The sequence below is a fragment of the Arcobacter denitrificans (SeqCode) genome (assembly GCF_048571185.1).
Classification (GTDB): Bacteria; Campylobacterota; Campylobacteria; order Campylobacterales; family Arcobacteraceae; genus Arcobacter; species Arcobacter denitrificans.
In genome coordinates this window covers 1,605,030-1,622,790 of the sequence record NZ_CP182350.1, presented here as the reverse complement: position 1 = coordinate 1,622,790, position 17,761 = coordinate 1,605,030, and the positions used below count along the sequence as shown (strand labels likewise).

General features: G+C 28.8%; 13 protein-coding genes and 3 tRNA genes. 12 read left to right on the top strand and 4 right to left on the bottom strand.

Going from position 1 to position 17,761, the window contains the following annotated elements:
• Complete coding sequence (locus tag ACNI28_RS08150; protein WP_419763766.1) at window positions 1-2,316, top strand: molybdopterin oxidoreductase family protein; 2,316 nt, start codon at window positions 1-3, stop codon at window positions 2,314-2,316.
• A 97-nt stretch (window positions 2,317-2,413) separates the two neighbouring features.
• Window positions 2,414-3,904, top strand: coding sequence for a diguanylate cyclase (locus ACNI28_RS08145; RefSeq protein WP_419763765.1), 1,491 nt, complete (start codon window positions 2,414-2,416; stop codon window positions 3,902-3,904).
• A gap of 6 nt (window positions 3,905-3,910) precedes the next feature.
• On the opposite strand, the gene ACNI28_RS08140 is transcribed toward ACNI28_RS08145, so the two are convergent.
• Window positions 3,911-4,594 carry a response regulator transcription factor gene (locus ACNI28_RS08140; protein ID WP_419763764.1) on the bottom strand — a complete coding sequence of 228 codons (684 nt, stop codon included), beginning with the start codon at window positions 4,592-4,594 and terminating at the stop codon, window positions 3,911-3,913.
• Complete coding sequence (locus tag ACNI28_RS08135; protein WP_419763763.1) at window positions 4,591-6,078, bottom strand: c-type heme family protein; 1,488 nt, start codon at window positions 6,076-6,078, stop codon at window positions 4,591-4,593. Before ACNI28_RS08135 ends, ACNI28_RS08140 begins: the two co-directional genes overlap by 4 nt.
• A gap of 196 nt (window positions 6,079-6,274) precedes the next feature.
• Here ACNI28_RS08135 and ACNI28_RS08130 point away from each other — a divergent pair, with 196 nt between their 5' ends.
• The 6 genes from ACNI28_RS08130 (at window position 6,275) to ACNI28_RS08105 (ending at window position 14,434) form a co-directional block, all read left to right on the top strand.
• Window positions 6,275-7,105 carry a formate/nitrite transporter family protein gene (locus ACNI28_RS08130; protein ID WP_419763762.1) on the top strand — a complete coding sequence of 277 codons (831 nt, stop codon included), beginning with the start codon at window positions 6,275-6,277 and terminating at the stop codon, window positions 7,103-7,105.
• Between the two features lie 49 nt (window positions 7,106-7,154).
• A complete protein-coding gene (gene cynS / locus ACNI28_RS08125; RefSeq protein WP_419763761.1) occupies window positions 7,155-7,595 on the top strand; it encodes a cyanase in 441 nt (146 codons plus the stop codon).
• A 26-nt stretch (window positions 7,596-7,621) separates the two neighbouring features.
• Window positions 7,622-9,331 (top strand): bifunctional protein-serine/threonine kinase/phosphatase, encoded by a 1,710-nt coding sequence (locus ACNI28_RS08120; protein ID WP_419763760.1) that lies wholly within the window; start codon window positions 7,622-7,624, stop codon window positions 9,329-9,331.
• A gap of 161 nt (window positions 9,332-9,492) precedes the next feature.
• Window positions 9,493-11,952, top strand: a complete 2,460-nt coding sequence (gene nirB / locus ACNI28_RS08115) for a nitrite reductase large subunit NirB (protein ID WP_419763759.1) — start codon at window positions 9,493-9,495, stop codon at window positions 11,950-11,952.
• 1 nt (window position 11,953) lies between these two features.
• Window positions 11,954-12,262, top strand: coding sequence for a nitrite reductase small subunit NirD (nirD, locus tag ACNI28_RS08110; RefSeq protein WP_419763758.1), 309 nt, complete (start codon window positions 11,954-11,956; stop codon window positions 12,260-12,262).
• Between the two features lie 72 nt (window positions 12,263-12,334).
• Complete coding sequence (locus ACNI28_RS08105; RefSeq protein WP_419763757.1) at window positions 12,335-14,434, top strand: ATP-binding protein; 2,100 nt, start codon at window positions 12,335-12,337, stop codon at window positions 14,432-14,434.
• Here ACNI28_RS08105 and ACNI28_RS08100 read toward each other — a convergent pair.
• Window positions 14,423-15,421, bottom strand: a complete 999-nt coding sequence (locus ACNI28_RS08100) for a tRNA pseudouridine(13) synthase TruD (protein WP_419763756.1) — start codon at window positions 15,419-15,421, stop codon at window positions 14,423-14,425. The genes ACNI28_RS08105 and ACNI28_RS08100 overlap by 12 nt on opposite strands.
• 343 nt (window positions 15,422-15,764) lie before the next feature.
• On the opposite strand from ACNI28_RS08100, the gene ACNI28_RS08095 reads away from it, so the two are divergent.
• The 4 genes from ACNI28_RS08095 to ACNI28_RS08080 all read left to right on the top strand — a co-directional run bounded on the left by ACNI28_RS08095 (window position 15,765) and on the right by ACNI28_RS08080 (window position 17,596).
• Entirely contained in the window at window positions 15,765-16,604 is an 840-nt protein-coding gene (locus tag ACNI28_RS08095; RefSeq protein ID WP_419763755.1) for a flagellin, read from the top strand.
• A 128-nt stretch (window positions 16,605-16,732) separates the two neighbouring features.
• The gene (locus ACNI28_RS08090) at window positions 16,733-17,365 is read left to right on the top strand and encodes a hypothetical protein (protein ID WP_419763754.1); all 633 of its coding nucleotides are present in this window, start codon (window positions 16,733-16,735) and stop codon (window positions 17,363-17,365) included.
• A gap of 65 nt (window positions 17,366-17,430) precedes the next feature.
• A tRNA-Tyr gene (locus tag ACNI28_RS08085) sits at window positions 17,431-17,515 on the top strand.
• A 5-nt stretch (window positions 17,516-17,520) separates the two neighbouring features.
• Window positions 17,521-17,596: transfer RNA gene (locus tag ACNI28_RS08080), tRNA-Phe, on the top strand.
• A gap of 70 nt (window positions 17,597-17,666) precedes the next feature.
• On the opposite strand, the gene ACNI28_RS08075 is transcribed toward ACNI28_RS08080, so the two are convergent.
• Window positions 17,667-17,743 (bottom strand) — tRNA-Arg (locus ACNI28_RS08075).
• Window positions 17,744-17,761 lie beyond the last annotated feature (18 nt).

Sequence of the window (17,761 nt, the reverse complement as noted above, 5' to 3'; positions counted from 1 at the left end):
ATGATAAATAAAATTAAAAACTTTTTAGGCCTTGATATAAAAAATCAAAAATATGCCTTAACAGACGATAAAGTATTTGGGAAAGTAGCCCTAGAAAAAGCTCCAACATCTTGGGTTCGTTCTACTTGTGGATATTGTGGCGTTGGATGTGGATTATATATTGGTGTAAAAAATGGAAAACCTGTTTATACAAAAGGAGATCCAGCTCATCCTGTAAACAAAGGAACACTTTGTCCAAAAGGTTTAAGTGAACATGAAATGGTTCAAAGTGAAAATAGATATACAACACCAATGATTAAAAAAAAGGGAGAACTTGTAAGTTCTACTTGGGATGAAGTTTTTAAAACAACGAGTGACAAGTTTAAAGAAATACAAACAAAATATGGAAATGGTGCAGTATCAGTTATCTCAACAGGACAACTTTTAACTGAAGAGTTTTATACTCTAGGTAAATTTGTGCAATTGGGTCTTAAAACAAATAACTATGATGGAAATACAACTTTATGTATGGCAAGTGCTGTTATGGGATATAAACAAACCTTTGGAAGTGATGGACCTATTGGTTCTTACGAAGATTTTTCCCATGCTGATGTAATTATGCTTATTGGTGCAAATATAGCTGATAACCACCCTATTTTAAAACTTCATATTGCTAAGAATGAAGAAATCACAGGTAAAAAACCAACTATAATTGTAATAGATCCAAGATTTTCAAAAACTGCAAATATGGCAGATATGTATGTTCCTATAAATCCAAGAAGTGATTTAGCTCTTATAAATGGGCTTTGTTACATCATTATAGAGCAAGGCTGGGAAGATGAAAAATTTATCAAAAATAGAACAAGTGGATACAAAGAGTTTAGAAAACATATTTTTAATAACTACAAACCTCAAGATGTAGCAAATATCACAGGTATAGAAGTAAAAGATTTATACCAATTAGCAAAAGTTTATGCAAAAGCTGATAAAGCAATGAGTGCATGGACAATGGGAGTAAATCAAAGTTCTCTAGGAACTGATACTGTAAGTGCTATTTGTAATCTTGCACTTATCACTGGAAATTTAGGTAAAAAAGGTGCAACTGCACTTTCAATTACTGGACAATGTAATGCTATGGGTACAAGAGAAACAGGATTTACCTCTTCTATACCAGGATATAGAAACTATGCAAGTTCTTATGATAGGCTAGAGTATGCAACTTTGGTTGATGTTCCCCTAGAAGATATACCTACAAAAAGAGGTTACTCTTATCCTCAGATAATTGATGCCATCGAAAGTGGTGAGATAAAAGCTTTATGGTTGGTAGCAACTAATCCTTTGGTTTCTTTTCCTGACCAAAATAAATTAAGACGAGCACTAAACAAGCTTGAGCTTTTAGTTGTACAAGATGCTTTTAAAAGTGAAACTTCCCTTATTGCAGATGTAGTTTTTAGTGCTGCAACATGGAGTGAAAAAGAGGGAACTTATACCAATAGTGAAAGAAGATGTAACTATGCTAGAAAAGCTGTTGAACCCTTAGGTGATACAAAAAGTGATTTTGATATTATCTTAGAGTTTTCAAAATATTTTGATGGAGTAAATGAAAAACTATATCCAAACTGGAAAGAACCAAGAGATGCCTTCAATGAATGGAAAAAAGTTAGTTCAGGTAGACTCTGTGATTATGCTGGTATGACTTATGAGTTAATAGAAGAACTTGGAGGAATCCAATGGCCATGCAATGAAAAAAATCCAAAAGGAACACCAAGACTTTATAGTGAAAATATGTCTTGTCCAACAGAAGATGGAAAAGCAAAATTACTAGCTCTTGATTGGCTACCATTAAGTGAAGCTTGTAATAGTGATTTTCCTCTTACTTTAAATACTGGAAGAATAGTTGAACAATGGCATACAAGAACAAAAACAAAAACTATTTCAATACTAAATAATCTTGCACCAGAAGCTTGGATAGAGATAAATCCAGTTGATGCAAAAAAACTACAAGTAAGTAGTGGTGATAGACTTGACATCTCTTCTATTAGAGGAAAAATTAGAAATATCATAGTAAAAGAGTCTCAAAACATCAGACCAGGAAGTCTTTTTGTACCATTTCATTACAATGAACAACTAATAAACACCATAACAAAAGCAGAGTTTGATCCAAAATCTTTTGAACCAAACTACAAACAGTGTGCAGTACAACTTCATAGTGAAAAAGTTCCTATGGGAATTCTTCTAAAAGAAGAGGAGATTGCGGGAGCATTAGAGCATATTGTTATAAGAAATGAAAATGTTTTAGTAAATGAAGTTTTAAAAAAAGACGAAATAATAATTTAATTCTTAAAACCTTATTTCTAATTAAACATAGAAAGAGTGAGCTATATAAGCTTTTAATTATATTTTTTAGGATATCCTTCCAAGCGCAAAGGTTTAAATGAATATCTCAAAAATACTAATTAGTTTTACTGTTATTGTTGTAATTGCTCTGTCAAGTGCTCTTTTTACTATATTAAATATGAAAGAGCTTTCAACTAATACTCAAAAAATCTATTCTCATCCTTTCCATGTTACACGTGCAATCTCAAATATAAAAACAGACATTATTACTATACATAGAAATATGAAAGATATAGTTCTTACTAAAAACAATATTGAAATGATTGAAATCATTCAGAAAGTTCAAAATATCGAACGAGAAATATTCACAAACTTTGATAAAATTTATGAGAATTACTTAGGTGATAAAAAAGATATTGACACTGTTTATCAACTCTTTAAAAACTGGAAAGAAATACGGCAACAAGTAATTAAACTAATGTCTGATAAAGAATATGAAAAAGCAATTAGTATTACAAAAGAAGAAGGTGCAATACATATTGAAAAGATTATTGAAAAGATTAATATACTTGAAGACTTTGCTTTAAACAAAGCAGATGAGTTTTACAATTTATCCCTTAAAAGCGATAAAATAGATCAGGTAATTACTGTTTTCATTTTAACTTTGCTAATATCTATTTTAATAGTCTATTATATAACAGCAAATCTCTTAAAAATAGGAAGAGTTAACAATAAACAAATACATCTTATTGACCAAAATATTTTAATGGTAACATTTGCACTTGATGGTAAAATAACTTATATTAGTAATGCTTTATGTGATGTTTTAAATAGACACAAAGATAAACTCATAGGAACTAAAAATCCCTTCTTTTTTACTGATGAACAACAATTTTCAGAGTTTGAAAATAAAATTTATCTGGGGAAAGAGTATAAAGGTGAAATTTCAATACTAATTAATAATGAGCAAATATGGTTTCAAATTGAGGTATATCCTGAATTAAATAATGATTATACACTCTCATCATTTAATGTATTTTTCTCAAATATTCATGATAAAAAACAAATCGAAAAAATATCAATCACCGATAAACTTACAAGCTTATACAATCGAAACTATTTTGAGATAATATTTGAAAAAGAGATAAGACGTTCAAAAAGAGAAGAAAATAACTTGACAATGATGATGTTTGATATAGACTTTTTCAAGCAATACAATGACACATATGGACATCAAGAAGGTGACTTAGCACTAAAGTCAGTTTCACGTGTATTTGCCTTACATACTAATCGTTCATATGATTATGCTTTTCGCATGGGAGGAGAAGAGTTTTTAATTCTTTCATATGACAAAAACCTTGAAGGCTCAAAAGAGTTTGCTCAAAAAATTTTAGATGAGATCAAATCGCTTAAAATCTCTCATAAAACTAGTTCAACGTCAAATTATCTTAGTGTATCAGCAGGTGTTGCATTATTTGAGTATAAGCATCTACTCAATGCTCAAGAGATGTATAAAGCTGTCGATGATTTATTATATAAAGCTAAAAAAGATGGAAGAAACTGTATTAAATATAATAGTTTTGAGTAACTAAAGCTATTGTAATCTATACCCAACCCCAGAAACATTTATAATATATTTCTGTCCTATTTTCTTTCTTAAGTCCCTAACCACACTTCTAATTGCAGATAGGCTCATAGACTCACTTCCCCAAACTTGATACTCTATTTCTTCATAAGAGATAGTTTTATTAAAATCTTTACATAAAAGTTTTAAAAGCATATTCTCTTTTTTATTCAAATGTATCGATTCTCCATTTAGGATTATTTCACTTTTATCCAGATCAAGTAATAAATTCTCTTGTAATTTTATAATTTGTGGCATAACCCTATCAAGTTTTTCCAAGTAAGCTCTAAAGGTATCAAATAAATCATCTTCTAATACAGGTTTTACTATATATCTATCTACGCCATTATGTATGGCATTGATTAGTAAATCTGTATCAGTATGAGCAGATACTATTATTGTAAAAGAGCTTGATTTACGATTTTTAAGTTCTGAAATTAATTCGAAGCCATTCATATTTGGCATTTTTAAATCTGTCATTACTATATCTGGAAGATTATTTTCATATTTATCAATTGCATCATATCCATCATTTGCAATATAAACTTCTCTAAAAAAGAACTTTAGCATTGAAGCAATATTTTCTCTTATTACTTTTTCATCTTCTACTAAAAGAATGGTCTTATTTTTTAATCTTTTAAAAACATCATTCATACTTTTTCCTTATAGATTGGAATAGATATTACAAACTCAGCACCTAGCTTGTTATTTTTTACTATTAAAGAACCATTCATATGCTTTTCTATTATCTCTTTTGATATATATAGTCCTATTCCTGTACCTCTTAACTCTTTTGTTGTAAAATATGGCTCAAAGATTTTATTGATATTTTTATCTTCTATTCCACCAGCATTGTCAGTAATTTTGCAGTATATATTCTCTTCATCTTTTAAAATATGTACTTCTATTTTAGGTTTTTCTATGTTTCTTTCTATTAAAACATCTTTTGCATTTGAGATGATATTTAATATTACTTGAGAAAATTCACTTGGATACCCATAAGCTATAATCTCTTTATTGGAAAATATTTGGAAATTTATATTATTGTGTTGCAAAGCATCTTTTAAAATCTTATATGTTTTTCTAACTTCTAAATCTAAGTCAAAAGATTCTTTTTCTTTGTTTGGTTTAAAAAAGTTTCTAAAGTCATCAATTGTTTGTGACATATATCCCAACTGCTCATTTGCCTCTTTCATCCTGTCATCTATAAACTCTTTATTCATACCTTCTGAAATTGCAGTCCATTTTATGTTCATCATTATTGCACTTACTGCACTTATTGGTTGTCTCCATTGATGGGCAATATTTCCTATCATCTCACCCAATGCTGCCATTTTTGATTGTTGAATCAAAAGATTCTCTTTTTCTCTTTGTTTATTTACCTCTTCTTGTACTTTTTTATGTAAGGTTTTATTGAACTCATCTAACTCATTTACTTTCATCTCTAAGGATTCATTTAATTTTGAAATTTTTTGTTCATCTCTTCTTTTCATTGTTTCATGAATAATTAAAGTAATCACTCCACCAATAGCAGCCATAATTAAAAAAATAATAGTTTGTGTTTTCTCTTTATTTATCTCACTCAATTGTTCAAACTCTTTTGTGACATCAAAAGTAACACTTATGCCACCTCTTATGTCTCCTACTTTATATCCTTGTTTTGAATGACACTTTAAACAATCTTTTTCAATCTTTAAGGCTCCCATAAATTTAAACTCATTATCTTTTATATTCCAATAACTTCGTTTATTTGGATTTTCTTCAAAATAATCTAATATCTTCTTTTCATCTTCATCTGGAGCATTATTTATATTTATAAGTTTTTTACTTGTGATTTTTAATTTAAATCCATCCCTTTGACTTGCTATATCAGAAATCTGTCTTGTCATAAATGCAGGATTTATCCATACAAGTTTTTCATTATGTTCAGATTTTATATAGTTTGGATTTAGATATGGGTTTGGCTGTAGCTTTTCTGACTTGACATATACACCATCATATTGTGCATTCCAATGTCTCATATCAACTATTAGATTAAAGATTGTTTCTGCTTTATTTTTTAAACTCTCAGTTAAAGAACTCTCTTGTATTTGATATGATTTTTTTATGGTAATACCAATTATGAAAAATAGTGACAATAAAAAAAATATAAATAAATAGATAATAGATTTTTTGATAAACAATCCTTTTTATTATTATAAACATTTTATTTTCATCTACTTTTATTTAAATGTATAAAAAATATACAGAAAAAAATCATTTTCACATTTTTTTCCTCACTTTCTTTGTTTTAATTCTTTATCTTAAAAAATCAATTAAAAAAAAGGAACATTTATGGCCTATTTAGACCCCTCTGAATTTGTTACGAAAATGGTTGACTCTGGTGAGTCAAAAGTATATATGTCTACGAAAGATACATTAATTAGAGCATATATGGCAGGTGCAATACTTGCTCTTGCTGCAGTATTTGCAATCACAGTTGCTATGAAATCTGGTTCTCCCATTTTAGGAGCTTGTCTATTCCCAGTAGGGTTTATTATGCTTTATTTAATGAAATTTGACCTTTTAACTGGTGTATTTATGCTTGTGCCTTTGGCACTTCTAGATAAAAGACCAGGAGTTACTATAAATCAAGTTCTTAGAAACTGGGGACTAGTTGCATTGGGTAACCTTTTAGGTGCTTTAACTGTTGCTTTTATGATGGCATGGATTTTTACGTATGGATTTAATACAGACGGTGGTGCCATTGCATCAAAAGTTGCTGGTATTGGAGAAGCTAGAACTGTGGGATACTCTTCATATGGTCTTGATGGTTGGATTACAGTATTTATTAGAGGTATGTTATGTAACTGGATGGTATCTATGGGTGTTGTTGGTGCTATGGTTTCAACAACAGTAAGTGGTAAAGCCATAGCTATGTGGATGCCTATTATGCTTTTCTTTTTTATGGGATTTGAGCACTCTATTGTAAATATGTTTTTATTTCCATTCTCATTAATTATGGGTGGTAACTTTACAATTGCTGATTATTTATTATGGAATGAATTACCAGTTGCTTTAGGTAACTTAGTTGGTGGTTTAGCATTTACAGGACTTACTCTTTATGTGACTCACGTAAAAACTGGTGCAAAAAGAACTTTAGATAGATCTAACAATGCTGCATAAAACTTTATAGGCTATTTGCCTATAAAGTTCTTCTAAAAAGGAATATACAATGAATAAATTAGATATGACAGAAGAGATAATTTTAGCTAAGAGAAACGCTAAACTATCTTGGGAAGAGATTGCTTTAAGAGTTGGTTTAGCTCCTGTTTTTCTTACATCAGCTTCTTTAGGAATGAATAGTCTAAAAGAAGAATATGCAAAAAAACTTTGTGAAGTTTTAGATTTATCAGATGAAGTTTTATTCTTATTACAGCAATATCCTATGAAAAATTGGGATAAGACTATTCCAAATGATCCTGTAATTTATAGATTTTATGAAATAGTTGGTGTTTATGGAGAAAGTATAAAAGAACTTATTGGTGAAAAATTCGGTGATGGAATCATGAGTGCCATTGATTTTTCTATGGATATCGACAAAGAAGAAAATTCAGCAGGCGATAGGGTAAAAATCACTATGAATGGAAAGTTCTTACCTTATAAATCATGGTAAAACTCTAAATTTTTATTAGGAAAAACATGAATAATCAATTAAAAGTATCTATTGGTCAATACTCAAGTAAAGGTACTAAAGAAATCAATCAAGACTTTCATGATGTTTATATTCCTGATGAGCCACATCTTACAAGTAAAGGAATTGCTATTGCTATAGCAGATGGCATAAGTAGTAGTAAAGTAAGTCAAGAAGCTAGCAAACTCTCCGTAGTCACTTTTTTACAAGATTATTATTCAACTTCTGAAGCTTGGAGCGTTAGAAACTCTGCAAATAAGGTTTTAAAAGCTACTAACTCATGGTTATATTCTCAAAATAGACAAAGCCAATATCATCTAGATAAAGATAAAGGCTTTGTTTGTACCTTTAGTGCATTAATTATTAAATCAAATACAGCTCACATATTTCATGTGGGAGATACAAGAGTATATAGACTTAGAAACAATAATTTATTACAACTAACAACTGACCATCGAACATGGGTTTCAAATGAGAAAAGTTATCTTAGTCGTGCATTAGGCATTGATTCCCAATTAGCTATTGATTATGAGACTTGTGAAATAGAAAAAGATGATATTTTTCTATTAATGACTGATGGTGTTTATGAGTTTGTTGATGTAGAGTTTATTAATAAAAGTTTAGAAAATTGCAAAGATTATAATAATGCTACAAAGAGTATTGTTCAAAAAGCTTTTGAAAATGAGAGTGATGATAACTTAACACTTCAAATAATTAAAATAGACTCTTTAGCAAATAAAGACTCCAATGAAATTTACCAACAAATTTTAAGTAAGCCAATACCTCATCTTTTGGAAGCAAGAGAAGAGTTTGATGGTTATACTATTATTCGAGAGTTGAGTGCTACAAGTAGAAGTCATATATACTTGGCAAAGGATAATGAAAACAATCAAACTCTTGTAATAAAAACTCCCTCTATAGATTTACAAGATGATAAAGCATATTTAGAGCGTTTCTTAATGGAAGAGTGGATTGCAAAAAGGGTTAATAACCCATATCTTGCAAAAGCTTATAATGCAAATAGAAAACAAAACTACATTTATACAATATTTGAATATATTGATGCCTGTACACTTAGTCAATGGATGATTGATAATCCAAAGCCAAAAGTTGAAGTTGTTAGAAATATTATTGAACAAATAGCAAAAGGACTTATGGCATTTCATAAGTTAGAGATGATTCACCAAGATATAAGACCTGAAAATATAATGATAGATGAAACTAACTCAGTAAAAATCATAGATTTTGGCTCAACTAAGATTGAAGGTATTTTAGAAATAAATACTTTCATAGAACAGGAAAATCTACTAGGAACTGCTCTATATTCTGCACCAGAATACTTTTTAGGAGAAGAAGGAAGTTCAAAATCTGATATCTTCTCACTAGGAGCAATTGCTTATCAGATGTTGTCAGGCAAACTTCCATATGGAGTTCAAGTAGCACGTTCAAAAACAAAAAGTGCCCAAAACAGACTAAAATATACAACTTTATACCCAGATTTTCCACGATGGATTGATGGAGCTATAAAAAAAGCTTTAAATATAAATCCTAATGAAAGATATTCAGAACTTAGTGAATTTATATTTGATTTAAAACATCCAAATAAAAAATTTTTAAACAAAAAAGCTCCACCTATAATAGAAAAAAATCCTGTGATTTTTTGGCAAAGTGTTAGTTTAATCTTTTTGTTAATAATAGTCTTATTATTGACAATTTAATTAAAAATTAAGCTAAATGATAGATTTTTTACTAATACGATACATTATTTTAAACATATTTTATGTTTTTTTAAGTAATTTGTATAAAAAGTATACAGTTATTTTGATAAAAAATATACCTTTTTAGGAATAATTATAAAAGTAGATACAAAGGAATAAAAGTGAAAGAAAAATTAATAGTAATTGGAAATGGAATGAGTGGTTTAAGAACCATAGAAGACTTACTAGAATTAGATAAAGAAAAATATGATATTACAGTTTATGGTGAAGAACCATATGTAAATTATAATAGAATTATGCTCTCATATTTACTTAGTGGTGAAAAAAGTTTTGAGGATACAATTATCAATCATCAAACTTGGTATGATGAAAATGACATTACACTTCACAAAGGTGATAAAGTAATAGAAATAGATAAAAACTCTAAAACTGTTACAAGTCAAAATGGAAAAATCCAATCTTATGACAAACTTCTAATTGCTACTGGGTCAAAACCTTTTATTCCTAATACTTTTGGAAGTAATTTAGAAAATGTAATTGCTTTTAGAACAAAACAAGATAGTGATACTATTTTAGAACTAATTGACAAAAATAAAACTGCTGTAGTAGTAGGTGGTGGACTTCTTGGACTTGAAGCTGCCTATGGTATAGCTATGCATGGAATAAAAACTATTTTAGTACATAGAAGTGGTTCTATTCTTTCTCAACAATTAGATGCAACTGGGGGAAAACTTCTTCAACAAAATCTTGAAAGATATGGAATAGAGTTTAAACTAAATACAACAGTTACTGAAATTTTCGGGGATGGAAAAGTTGAAAAAGTAAATTTTTCTGATGGAACATTAGTTGATTCAAATATTGTAGTCTTTGCTACAGGGATTACTCCTAATACCTCTTTAGCAAAAGAGGCAAAGCTTAATTGTAATAAGGGAGTAGTTGTAGATGATTTTTTAAAAACAAGTGATGATTCTATATTTGCAATTGGAGAATGTGTTGAACATAGTGGTAACACTTACGGTTTAGTAGCACCCTTATATGAACAAGCAAAAATCTTAGCAAAAGTTTTAGCAGATAAAAAAACAGGTGGATATAGTGGTTCAACCTTATCTACTAGACTTAAAATTTCTGGTGTTGATTTATTTAGTGCAGGAGATTATTTAGGAGATGAGACAACAGAAACTCTAATCTTACTTGATGAAAAAGTAGGTATTTATAAAAAACTTGTAATTTATGATAATAAAATTATTGGAATGGTTTTATATGGAGAAACAGCCGATGCTTCTTGGTATTTAAAACTTTTAAAAGAAGAGACTGATATCTCTGATTTAAGAACAAAAATTCTTTTTGGGAAATCTGCACTTGGAGATAGTGGTCATGGTGGGGATGACGTAAATTCTATGAGTGATGATGAGGAAGTTTGTGGTTGTAATGGAGTTTGTAAAGGTGATATTGTAACAGCTATTCAAACAAAAGATTTAAAATCTCTAAATGATGTAAAAACATGTACAAAAGCTGGTGCATCTTGTGGTTCTTGCCTTGGATTAGTTGAACAAATTCTAGTAAATACTTTAGGTGATGAATATGACGCTGTTGAAGAAGGAATTTGTGCTTGTACAACCTTAGGTCATAAAGAGATTAAAAGTGCAATTGATAATGGCGAATTTAAAACTGTTTATGATGTATTTAAAGCCCTTGATTGGAAAACAGAAGATGGTTGTGTTAAATGTAGACCAGCAATAAACTATTATTTGTTAGTTAAATACAATGATGATAAATACAAAAATGACAAACGAAGTGCCCTAGTAAATGATAGAGTTTTTGCAAATATCCAAAAAGATGGAACATATTCTGTTGTTCCTAGAATATGGGGAGGATTAACTTCTCCACAAGAGCTAAAAGATATTGCAGATATTGCAGTTAAATATGATGTTCCAACTGTAAAATTTACAGGTGGTCAAAGACTTGATATGTTAGGTATAAAAAAAGAACAATTAGAACCTATGTGGAAAGACTTAAATGACTGTGGTTTTGTATCTGGACAAGCTTATGCAAAAGGATTACGTACTGTTAAAACTTGTGTTGGTAATACTTGGTGTAGATTTGGGACACAAGACTCTATGGGAATGGGTGTGATTATTGAGAAATTAACTTGGGGTTCTTGGACTCCACACAAGTTTAAAATTGCGGTTTCTGGATGTCCACGTAACTGTGCAGAAGCGACAATAAAAGACTTAGGTGTGATTGGAGTTGATTCTGGTTGGGAGATACACATTGCAGGAAATGGTGGTATAAAAGTAAGAGTTACTGATCTTTTATGTAAAGTTGAGACAGATGAAGAGTTGCTTGAATACGTGAAAGCCTTTATGCAGTTTTATAGAGAAGATGCATACTATCTAGAAAGAACTGCTCACTGGGTAGAGAGAGTTGGATTACAATATGTAAAAGATGTGATGTTAGATAAACAAAAAATTAACTTTTATGCAAAAAGATTTGAAGAATCACAAAAACATGCACAAGTTGACCCTTGGGCAAAAGCAATTGAAGATGGATTTACTAAAGAGTTTTCACCAATTGTATTAAACCCAGAAGAATCACATAGCTTTGAAGCAAAGGAGAATTAATATGAGTACATGGATTGCAGCATTAAACATAGATGAGATACCAAGTATGGGATCAAGAGTTTTATACTACAAAGATGAAGAGATAGCACTTTTTAAAACAAAGAATGGAGAGATTCATGCCATAAATAATCTTTGTCCACATAAAAAAGGAAAACTAAGTGAAGGACTAGTCCATGAAACAATGGTAACTTGTCCTTTACATAATTGGGATATTGACCTTAAAAGTGGAGAAGCAAAAGGTGAAGATTGTAATTGTTCTACAACATATGAAACAAAATTGAAAGAAGATTTAATTTATATAAAGATTTAATATTAATTTATTTATTTTATATTTTAGTATATATAGAGTATAATGTATATTACGTCTCTGCTAGGATTTTGTATGCATTCAACCTTTAGACCAATATATTTATTTATCTTGGTTTTTGGCTTATTTTTTACTTTTATTATTGTTGACCACTTTTTATCAAATAAAATAGATATATTAACTCACAACAAATATATGTATACATCAAATAACTTAAAAGAACAAATAAATGAAGCTATTAAAAATAAGGCTAATTCTACTTTAAATATTGCCATATCATTATCGGAAAATAGTGGATATAAAGAGTTTCTAAAAAATAAAAAAGATTTTAAAATAGATTTAAAAAATGTATCTTTAAAAATAAAAGAGCATAGTAACTATAAGAATGTATGGGTTCATTTAGTAGATAAAAATGGAATAAGTAGATATAGAAGCTGGTCACCTAAAAAAAATGATGATATCACTTCAATTAGAAAAGAAATCCCAGGATTACTTAAAAATCCTAAAATATCATCTGTTATTAGTGTAGGAATTTTTGATATGACTTTCAAAAGTATTGTTCCTGTGTTTGATGAAAATGAATTTTTAGGTTTAATTGAAATTATTACAAAAACAAATTCCATAGCAAAAGATTTTGAAGAAAAAGAACTAGACTTAGTAATCCTTGTAGATGAAAAATATAAAAAACAAATCAAGAAGCCTTTTACAAAAGATTTTATAGATAACTATTATGTTGCAAATTTAAATGCAAAAAAAGAGTTAAAAGAGATAATAGAAACCGATATTAAAGAGTTTATAAATATAAAAGAGTACAAAATATTAGATAGCTATTTTGTGACAACCTATACCTTAAAAGATATCGCTGATTCTGATATGGGCTATTTTATTATCTTTAAAAATATCAAAGATATAAAATTGACAGACATTCTAGAATTTGAATATTTTATTAAATTGATTGGTATATTATTGGTTTTTTTTATAATAACTATATTTGCCACTATTCATTTTTATAATAGATCAAAATATGCAGTTACTTTAGAAAAAGATGTAAAAAAAAGAACTCAAGAACTAAATGATTTAACTAAAAGATATCATCAAATTTTTCAAGGTTCTAAAGCCATAAAATTAATTCTTGATCCTGAAACACAAGATATTATTGATATAAATGATGCAGCTGTTAAATTTTATGGATACAAACGAGACTACTTTTTAAAACTTAAAGCAAAAGATTTAACAAAACAAAATAAAGAAGAATTAAAACTAATACTAAAAGAAATATTAGAAAATAAACAAAATATTTTTACATTAAAACATACCTTATCAAATGATGAAATAAGGGATGTAGAGATATATGCATCAGATATACAAATATCAAATAAAACTTATATCTATGCTATTATTAGAGATATAACGGATAGCTTAAAAGCAAAAGAGGAGTTAGAAAAAAAACAAAAACTTTTTTATCAACAGTCAAAAATGGCATCAATGGGAGAGATGATTGAAAACATTGCCCACCAATGGAGACAACCTCTTTCAACTATTACAACGGCTGCTAGTGGCGCAAAGATTAAAAAAGAGTTTGGAGAACTTGATGATAAATTCTTTTTTGACTCTATTGATTTAATTGTAGATGCAGCAAATTATCTTTCACATACAATTGATGATTTTAGAGATTTTTTCAAACAAAGTAAAGAAAAAGAAAGATTTAATGCCCTAAGCGTATTAAACAATGCAATTAAACTGTCAAGCTTAAACAATAAAGATATAGAGTTAATTATAAATTGTACTCATATTGAAGTAGCCGGATTTAAAAACGAACTAATTCAAGTATTTTTAAATATATTCAACAATTCAAAAGATGTCTTAGCCAATATCAAAGATAAAAAAAAGTTAATAAAAATTGATGTTAAAGAGATGAATAATTATATAACCTTTTCTATTTTAGATAATGGTGGAGGAATAGATGAAGAAAAAATTGAAAAAATTTTTGAACCATATTTTACTACAAAACACCAATCTCAAGGTACAGGTATTGGCTTATATATGAGTGAACAAATTATTGATAAACATTTTGGTGGTGAGATAAGTGCAAAAAATGTAAACTTCAAGGTAGAAGATAAAGACTACTTTGGAGTAAACATACAAATAAAAATCCCAAGTAACTTAAATTCTTAAATTCTCATTTGCAATATTTTCTATAACTACTGTTGCATAAGATGCCTTTGGAAGTCTAAATTTTAATTTACATTTTTTATTTTCTACATCATAGTTTACAAAAATATTCTCTGGGAAAATAATAGCATCTCTTCTTAATCCCTTTTCTTGTATATACGTATCATCAAACTCTTTTTCTATTATCTGTGCTTCATTTCTTGCTCTATAAACCTCTCTACCACATAAAAGTCCTGTTGGCACTATTTTTTTATCTTCAAAGTCTCTTATTGTTTTTTCATTTATTTTATTTGGTGTAAAAAACTTCAAATCCTCAAGTGACTTCATCACTTCGCCATCTAGTAGTTTAAATTTATCATCAGACATCTTTACTCTTTTTGCAAGCCATTTATTAAATAAATCACTTTGGTAAATAGAGATTAACATCTTTTCTAGCTTTCTATCTCTAATTTTTAAATCACCATAAATAATCTTATTTGCTTTTTCAAGGTTCTCTTTCACATCTTTTCCAAATCTTTGATATCCAAAAAAGTTTGGTACTCCAACCTTTCCAAACTCACGCAATCTTTTTTCAATAACACCCACGTCACATACTTCAACTTCATGTAGATTTATTTCAAAAGAGTTCCCTAACAAATCTCCAATATTTAGTTTAGTACTATGTAAAAAAGTCTCTAATATTTTTATTTTTGGATGTCTAAATTTCTTTATATCTTTTGCATATTTTCTTGGTATTGAGATATATTGAGTAGTAGTTGCATTTTTATCTTTTAAACCAGCATATCCTATCTCATTGTCATATATATTTAAATTTCTTGCAAGTGAATCTATTAAATCCCAAGTTCCTAATCTCTCTTTTTCTATCTTTAAAATTATAAAATTACCTTTATTGGTAAATCGTATAGGCTCTTCAGTAACAATAAAATCATCAATATTTTGATAAAACTTAAATTTTAGTGGTTTATAATTTTGTAAAAAAACTCTTTTCATCTCTAACCTTTTAATTAATTTTGACATAATACCCAAAAAATAGTTGATTTAAAAAAAGTATAGACATAAAAAAAGGCACCTAACCCTTGATAGTGCCTTTTTTCTCTGATTTAAATTTTTCTAGGAGACTTTAATTTTAATAAACAAGTATTCTTAAATAGTTCGCATTCTATTTACTTATAAAAAAATTATAGTATATATGGGTTAACTATGAAACAATGAATAGTTAACAAAAAGTTAACAACAACTCAATTAAATCTTAGCAAAACTAATAACATTACTTAAAGTTAGTTTAATATTATAAATTGTAAAATAAAATAAAATCTCAATGAAAGGAGCCTCCATGACTATAGGTAATGATTACAGCAATTATTTATATATACCAGAAGAGCTTCAGGGAGTTAGGAATACCAATCCTCTAGAACGGATTGCACAAAATGAGAGTATAACAAAAGCTGCTGAAGATCCAGCACTTTTAGCTATTTCTGAATCACTGAAATATGAACAAAGTGGTTTAACTCAAGGTGTTGAAAATATTAATAGTGCCTTATCTTATCTACAAATAGGAGATGGTGCCCTTAAAGAACAATCAGATATTCTAAACACTATTAGAGAAAAAACTTTAGAAGCATCAACTGATACAACAAGTGATGATCAAAGAAATATTATTAAAAATGAGATAGATAAACTTTTAGAACAATTTGATAATATCGCTTCAAATACAAGTTATGGAAATGAATCTATTTTACAAAATGGTCGTGAAGACCAAAGTGGAAGTAATCCTTTTGATGTACAAATTGGGACAGATTCAGGTGACTCAACAACTCTAAATTCACTTCAATCTAATACTCAAGGTTTAGGATTAGAACAATTTTTAAAAGATGGTAGCTTTTCATCAGATGATGCAAGAGCCTTTTTAGATACTATTGATAATGCATCTAACCAATTACAAGATATTAGAAGTGAGATAGGTTCTACTGCTCAACAATTAGAGTCTTCATATACATCTTTGTCTTCACAAGTTGTAAACAATAGTTCAGCACTTTCAACTATTTCAAATGTTGATTTTGCAAAAGAAGTATCTAGCTTCTCAAAACAAAATATTTTAGCTCAAATTGGTTCTTTTGGACAAGCTCAAGCTAATAACATAAATCAACAAGCAGTATTAAGACTTCTTAGCTAAGAAGTCTTAGCTAATGCTATCACTTTCACAAATTACTATTTTCTTTCTTAGAGGATTTTATTATTTATTTAATAGATGAAGAAATAATATCTAATCCAAAAATATTAGAAGAGCACATATATCCAAATATGCAAGAGAACTATTATGCATATGAATACTTTTCTCCCACAATGTATATAAAACTTGCAAAAGCAGGCTTTATAAGCACAACAGCAACACTAGCTAATAAAAAAACATACTTACTACCTGAAATCCAGTTTGACTATGCAGTTTTATATTTTGAAAATCTTCACATAAGTAAAAAAGTAAAAAAGCTTATCCAAAAAGATGATTTTATTTTTGTAAAAAATAAAAATCTCAATCTTGTCCTTGAAAGCATAGATAATTTTCACAAAGATTCTTGGATTAATAAAGAGTATAAAGAGATGCTATTAGATATTTATTCAAATAAACAAGATAATTTTGAACTATTAAGTTTTGAAATATATAGTAAAGACTATTCAACACTAATTGCAGCAGAGATTGGTTATACAATAGGTAGTGTTTATACAAGCTTAACAGGCTTTTCTATTAGATCAAAAAAGTATAATAATTATGGCAAATTACAATTAGTACTTTTAGGTAAATACCTTCAACATAAAAATTACAAATTCTGGAATTTGGGTCATGCTTGTTTGCAATATAAACTTGATTTAGGTGCAATTATTTTAAAAAGAGATGCTTTTTTAGAACAATGGCAAAAATATACAAAATTTTTATGACTTTTGTGTATAAATTCATACAACTTTAAACTTTGTTTGAATATTATTGCACTCTTCAAACAAACGGTGAGGTTGGAGAGTGGTCAAATCCTGCGGATTGTAAATCCGCCGCCTACGGCTTCGAAGGTTCAAATCCTTCCCTCACCACCACTAGTGGCTCGGTAGCTCAGTCGGTAGAGCAAAGGACTGAAAATCCTTGTGTCGGCAGTTCGATTCTGCCCCGCGCCACCACTAGTTTATACTACATTTAATCAAATTCAATAACAACATATTTTTAAAATTTGGGAATTTTTATATAAAGTGGTACTCCCTATACGATTCGAACGTATGACCTACGCCTTAGAAGGGCGTTGCTCTATCCAGCTGAGCTAAGGAAGCATATTAAAGATGAGATTA

Excerpts from the sequence above, each read along its gene's own strand:
- ACNI28_RS08105 (WP_419763757.1), top strand. The coding sequence starts at position 12,335 with ATGCATTCAACCTTTAGACCAATATATTTATTTATCTTGGTTTTTGGC.
- ACNI28_RS08140 (WP_419763764.1), bottom strand. The coding sequence starts at position 4,594 with ATGAATGATGTTTTTAAAAGATTAAAAAATAAGACCATTCTTTTAGTA.
- ACNI28_RS08095 (WP_419763755.1), top strand. The coding sequence starts at position 15,765 with ATGACTATAGGTAATGATTACAGCAATTATTTATATATACCAGAAGAG.
- cynS (WP_419763761.1), top strand. The coding sequence starts at position 7,155 with ATGAATAAATTAGATATGACAGAAGAGATAATTTTAGCTAAGAGAAAC.
- ACNI28_RS08150 (WP_419763766.1), top strand. The coding sequence starts at position 1 with ATGATAAATAAAATTAAAAACTTTTTAGGCCTTGATATAAAAAATCAA.
- ACNI28_RS08100 (WP_419763756.1), bottom strand. The coding sequence starts at position 15,421 with ATGAAAAGAGTTTTTTTACAAAATTATAAACCACTAAAATTTAAGTTT.
- ACNI28_RS08120 (WP_419763760.1), top strand. The coding sequence starts at position 7,622 with ATGAATAATCAATTAAAAGTATCTATTGGTCAATACTCAAGTAAAGGT.
- ACNI28_RS08130 (WP_419763762.1), top strand. The coding sequence starts at position 6,275 with ATGGCCTATTTAGACCCCTCTGAATTTGTTACGAAAATGGTTGACTCT.
- ACNI28_RS08145 (WP_419763765.1), top strand. The coding sequence starts at position 2,414 with ATGAATATCTCAAAAATACTAATTAGTTTTACTGTTATTGTTGTAATT.
- nirD (WP_419763758.1), top strand. The coding sequence starts at position 11,954 with ATGAGTACATGGATTGCAGCATTAAACATAGATGAGATACCAAGTATG.
- ACNI28_RS08090 (WP_419763754.1), top strand. The coding sequence starts at position 16,733 with ATGCAAGAGAACTATTATGCATATGAATACTTTTCTCCCACAATGTAT.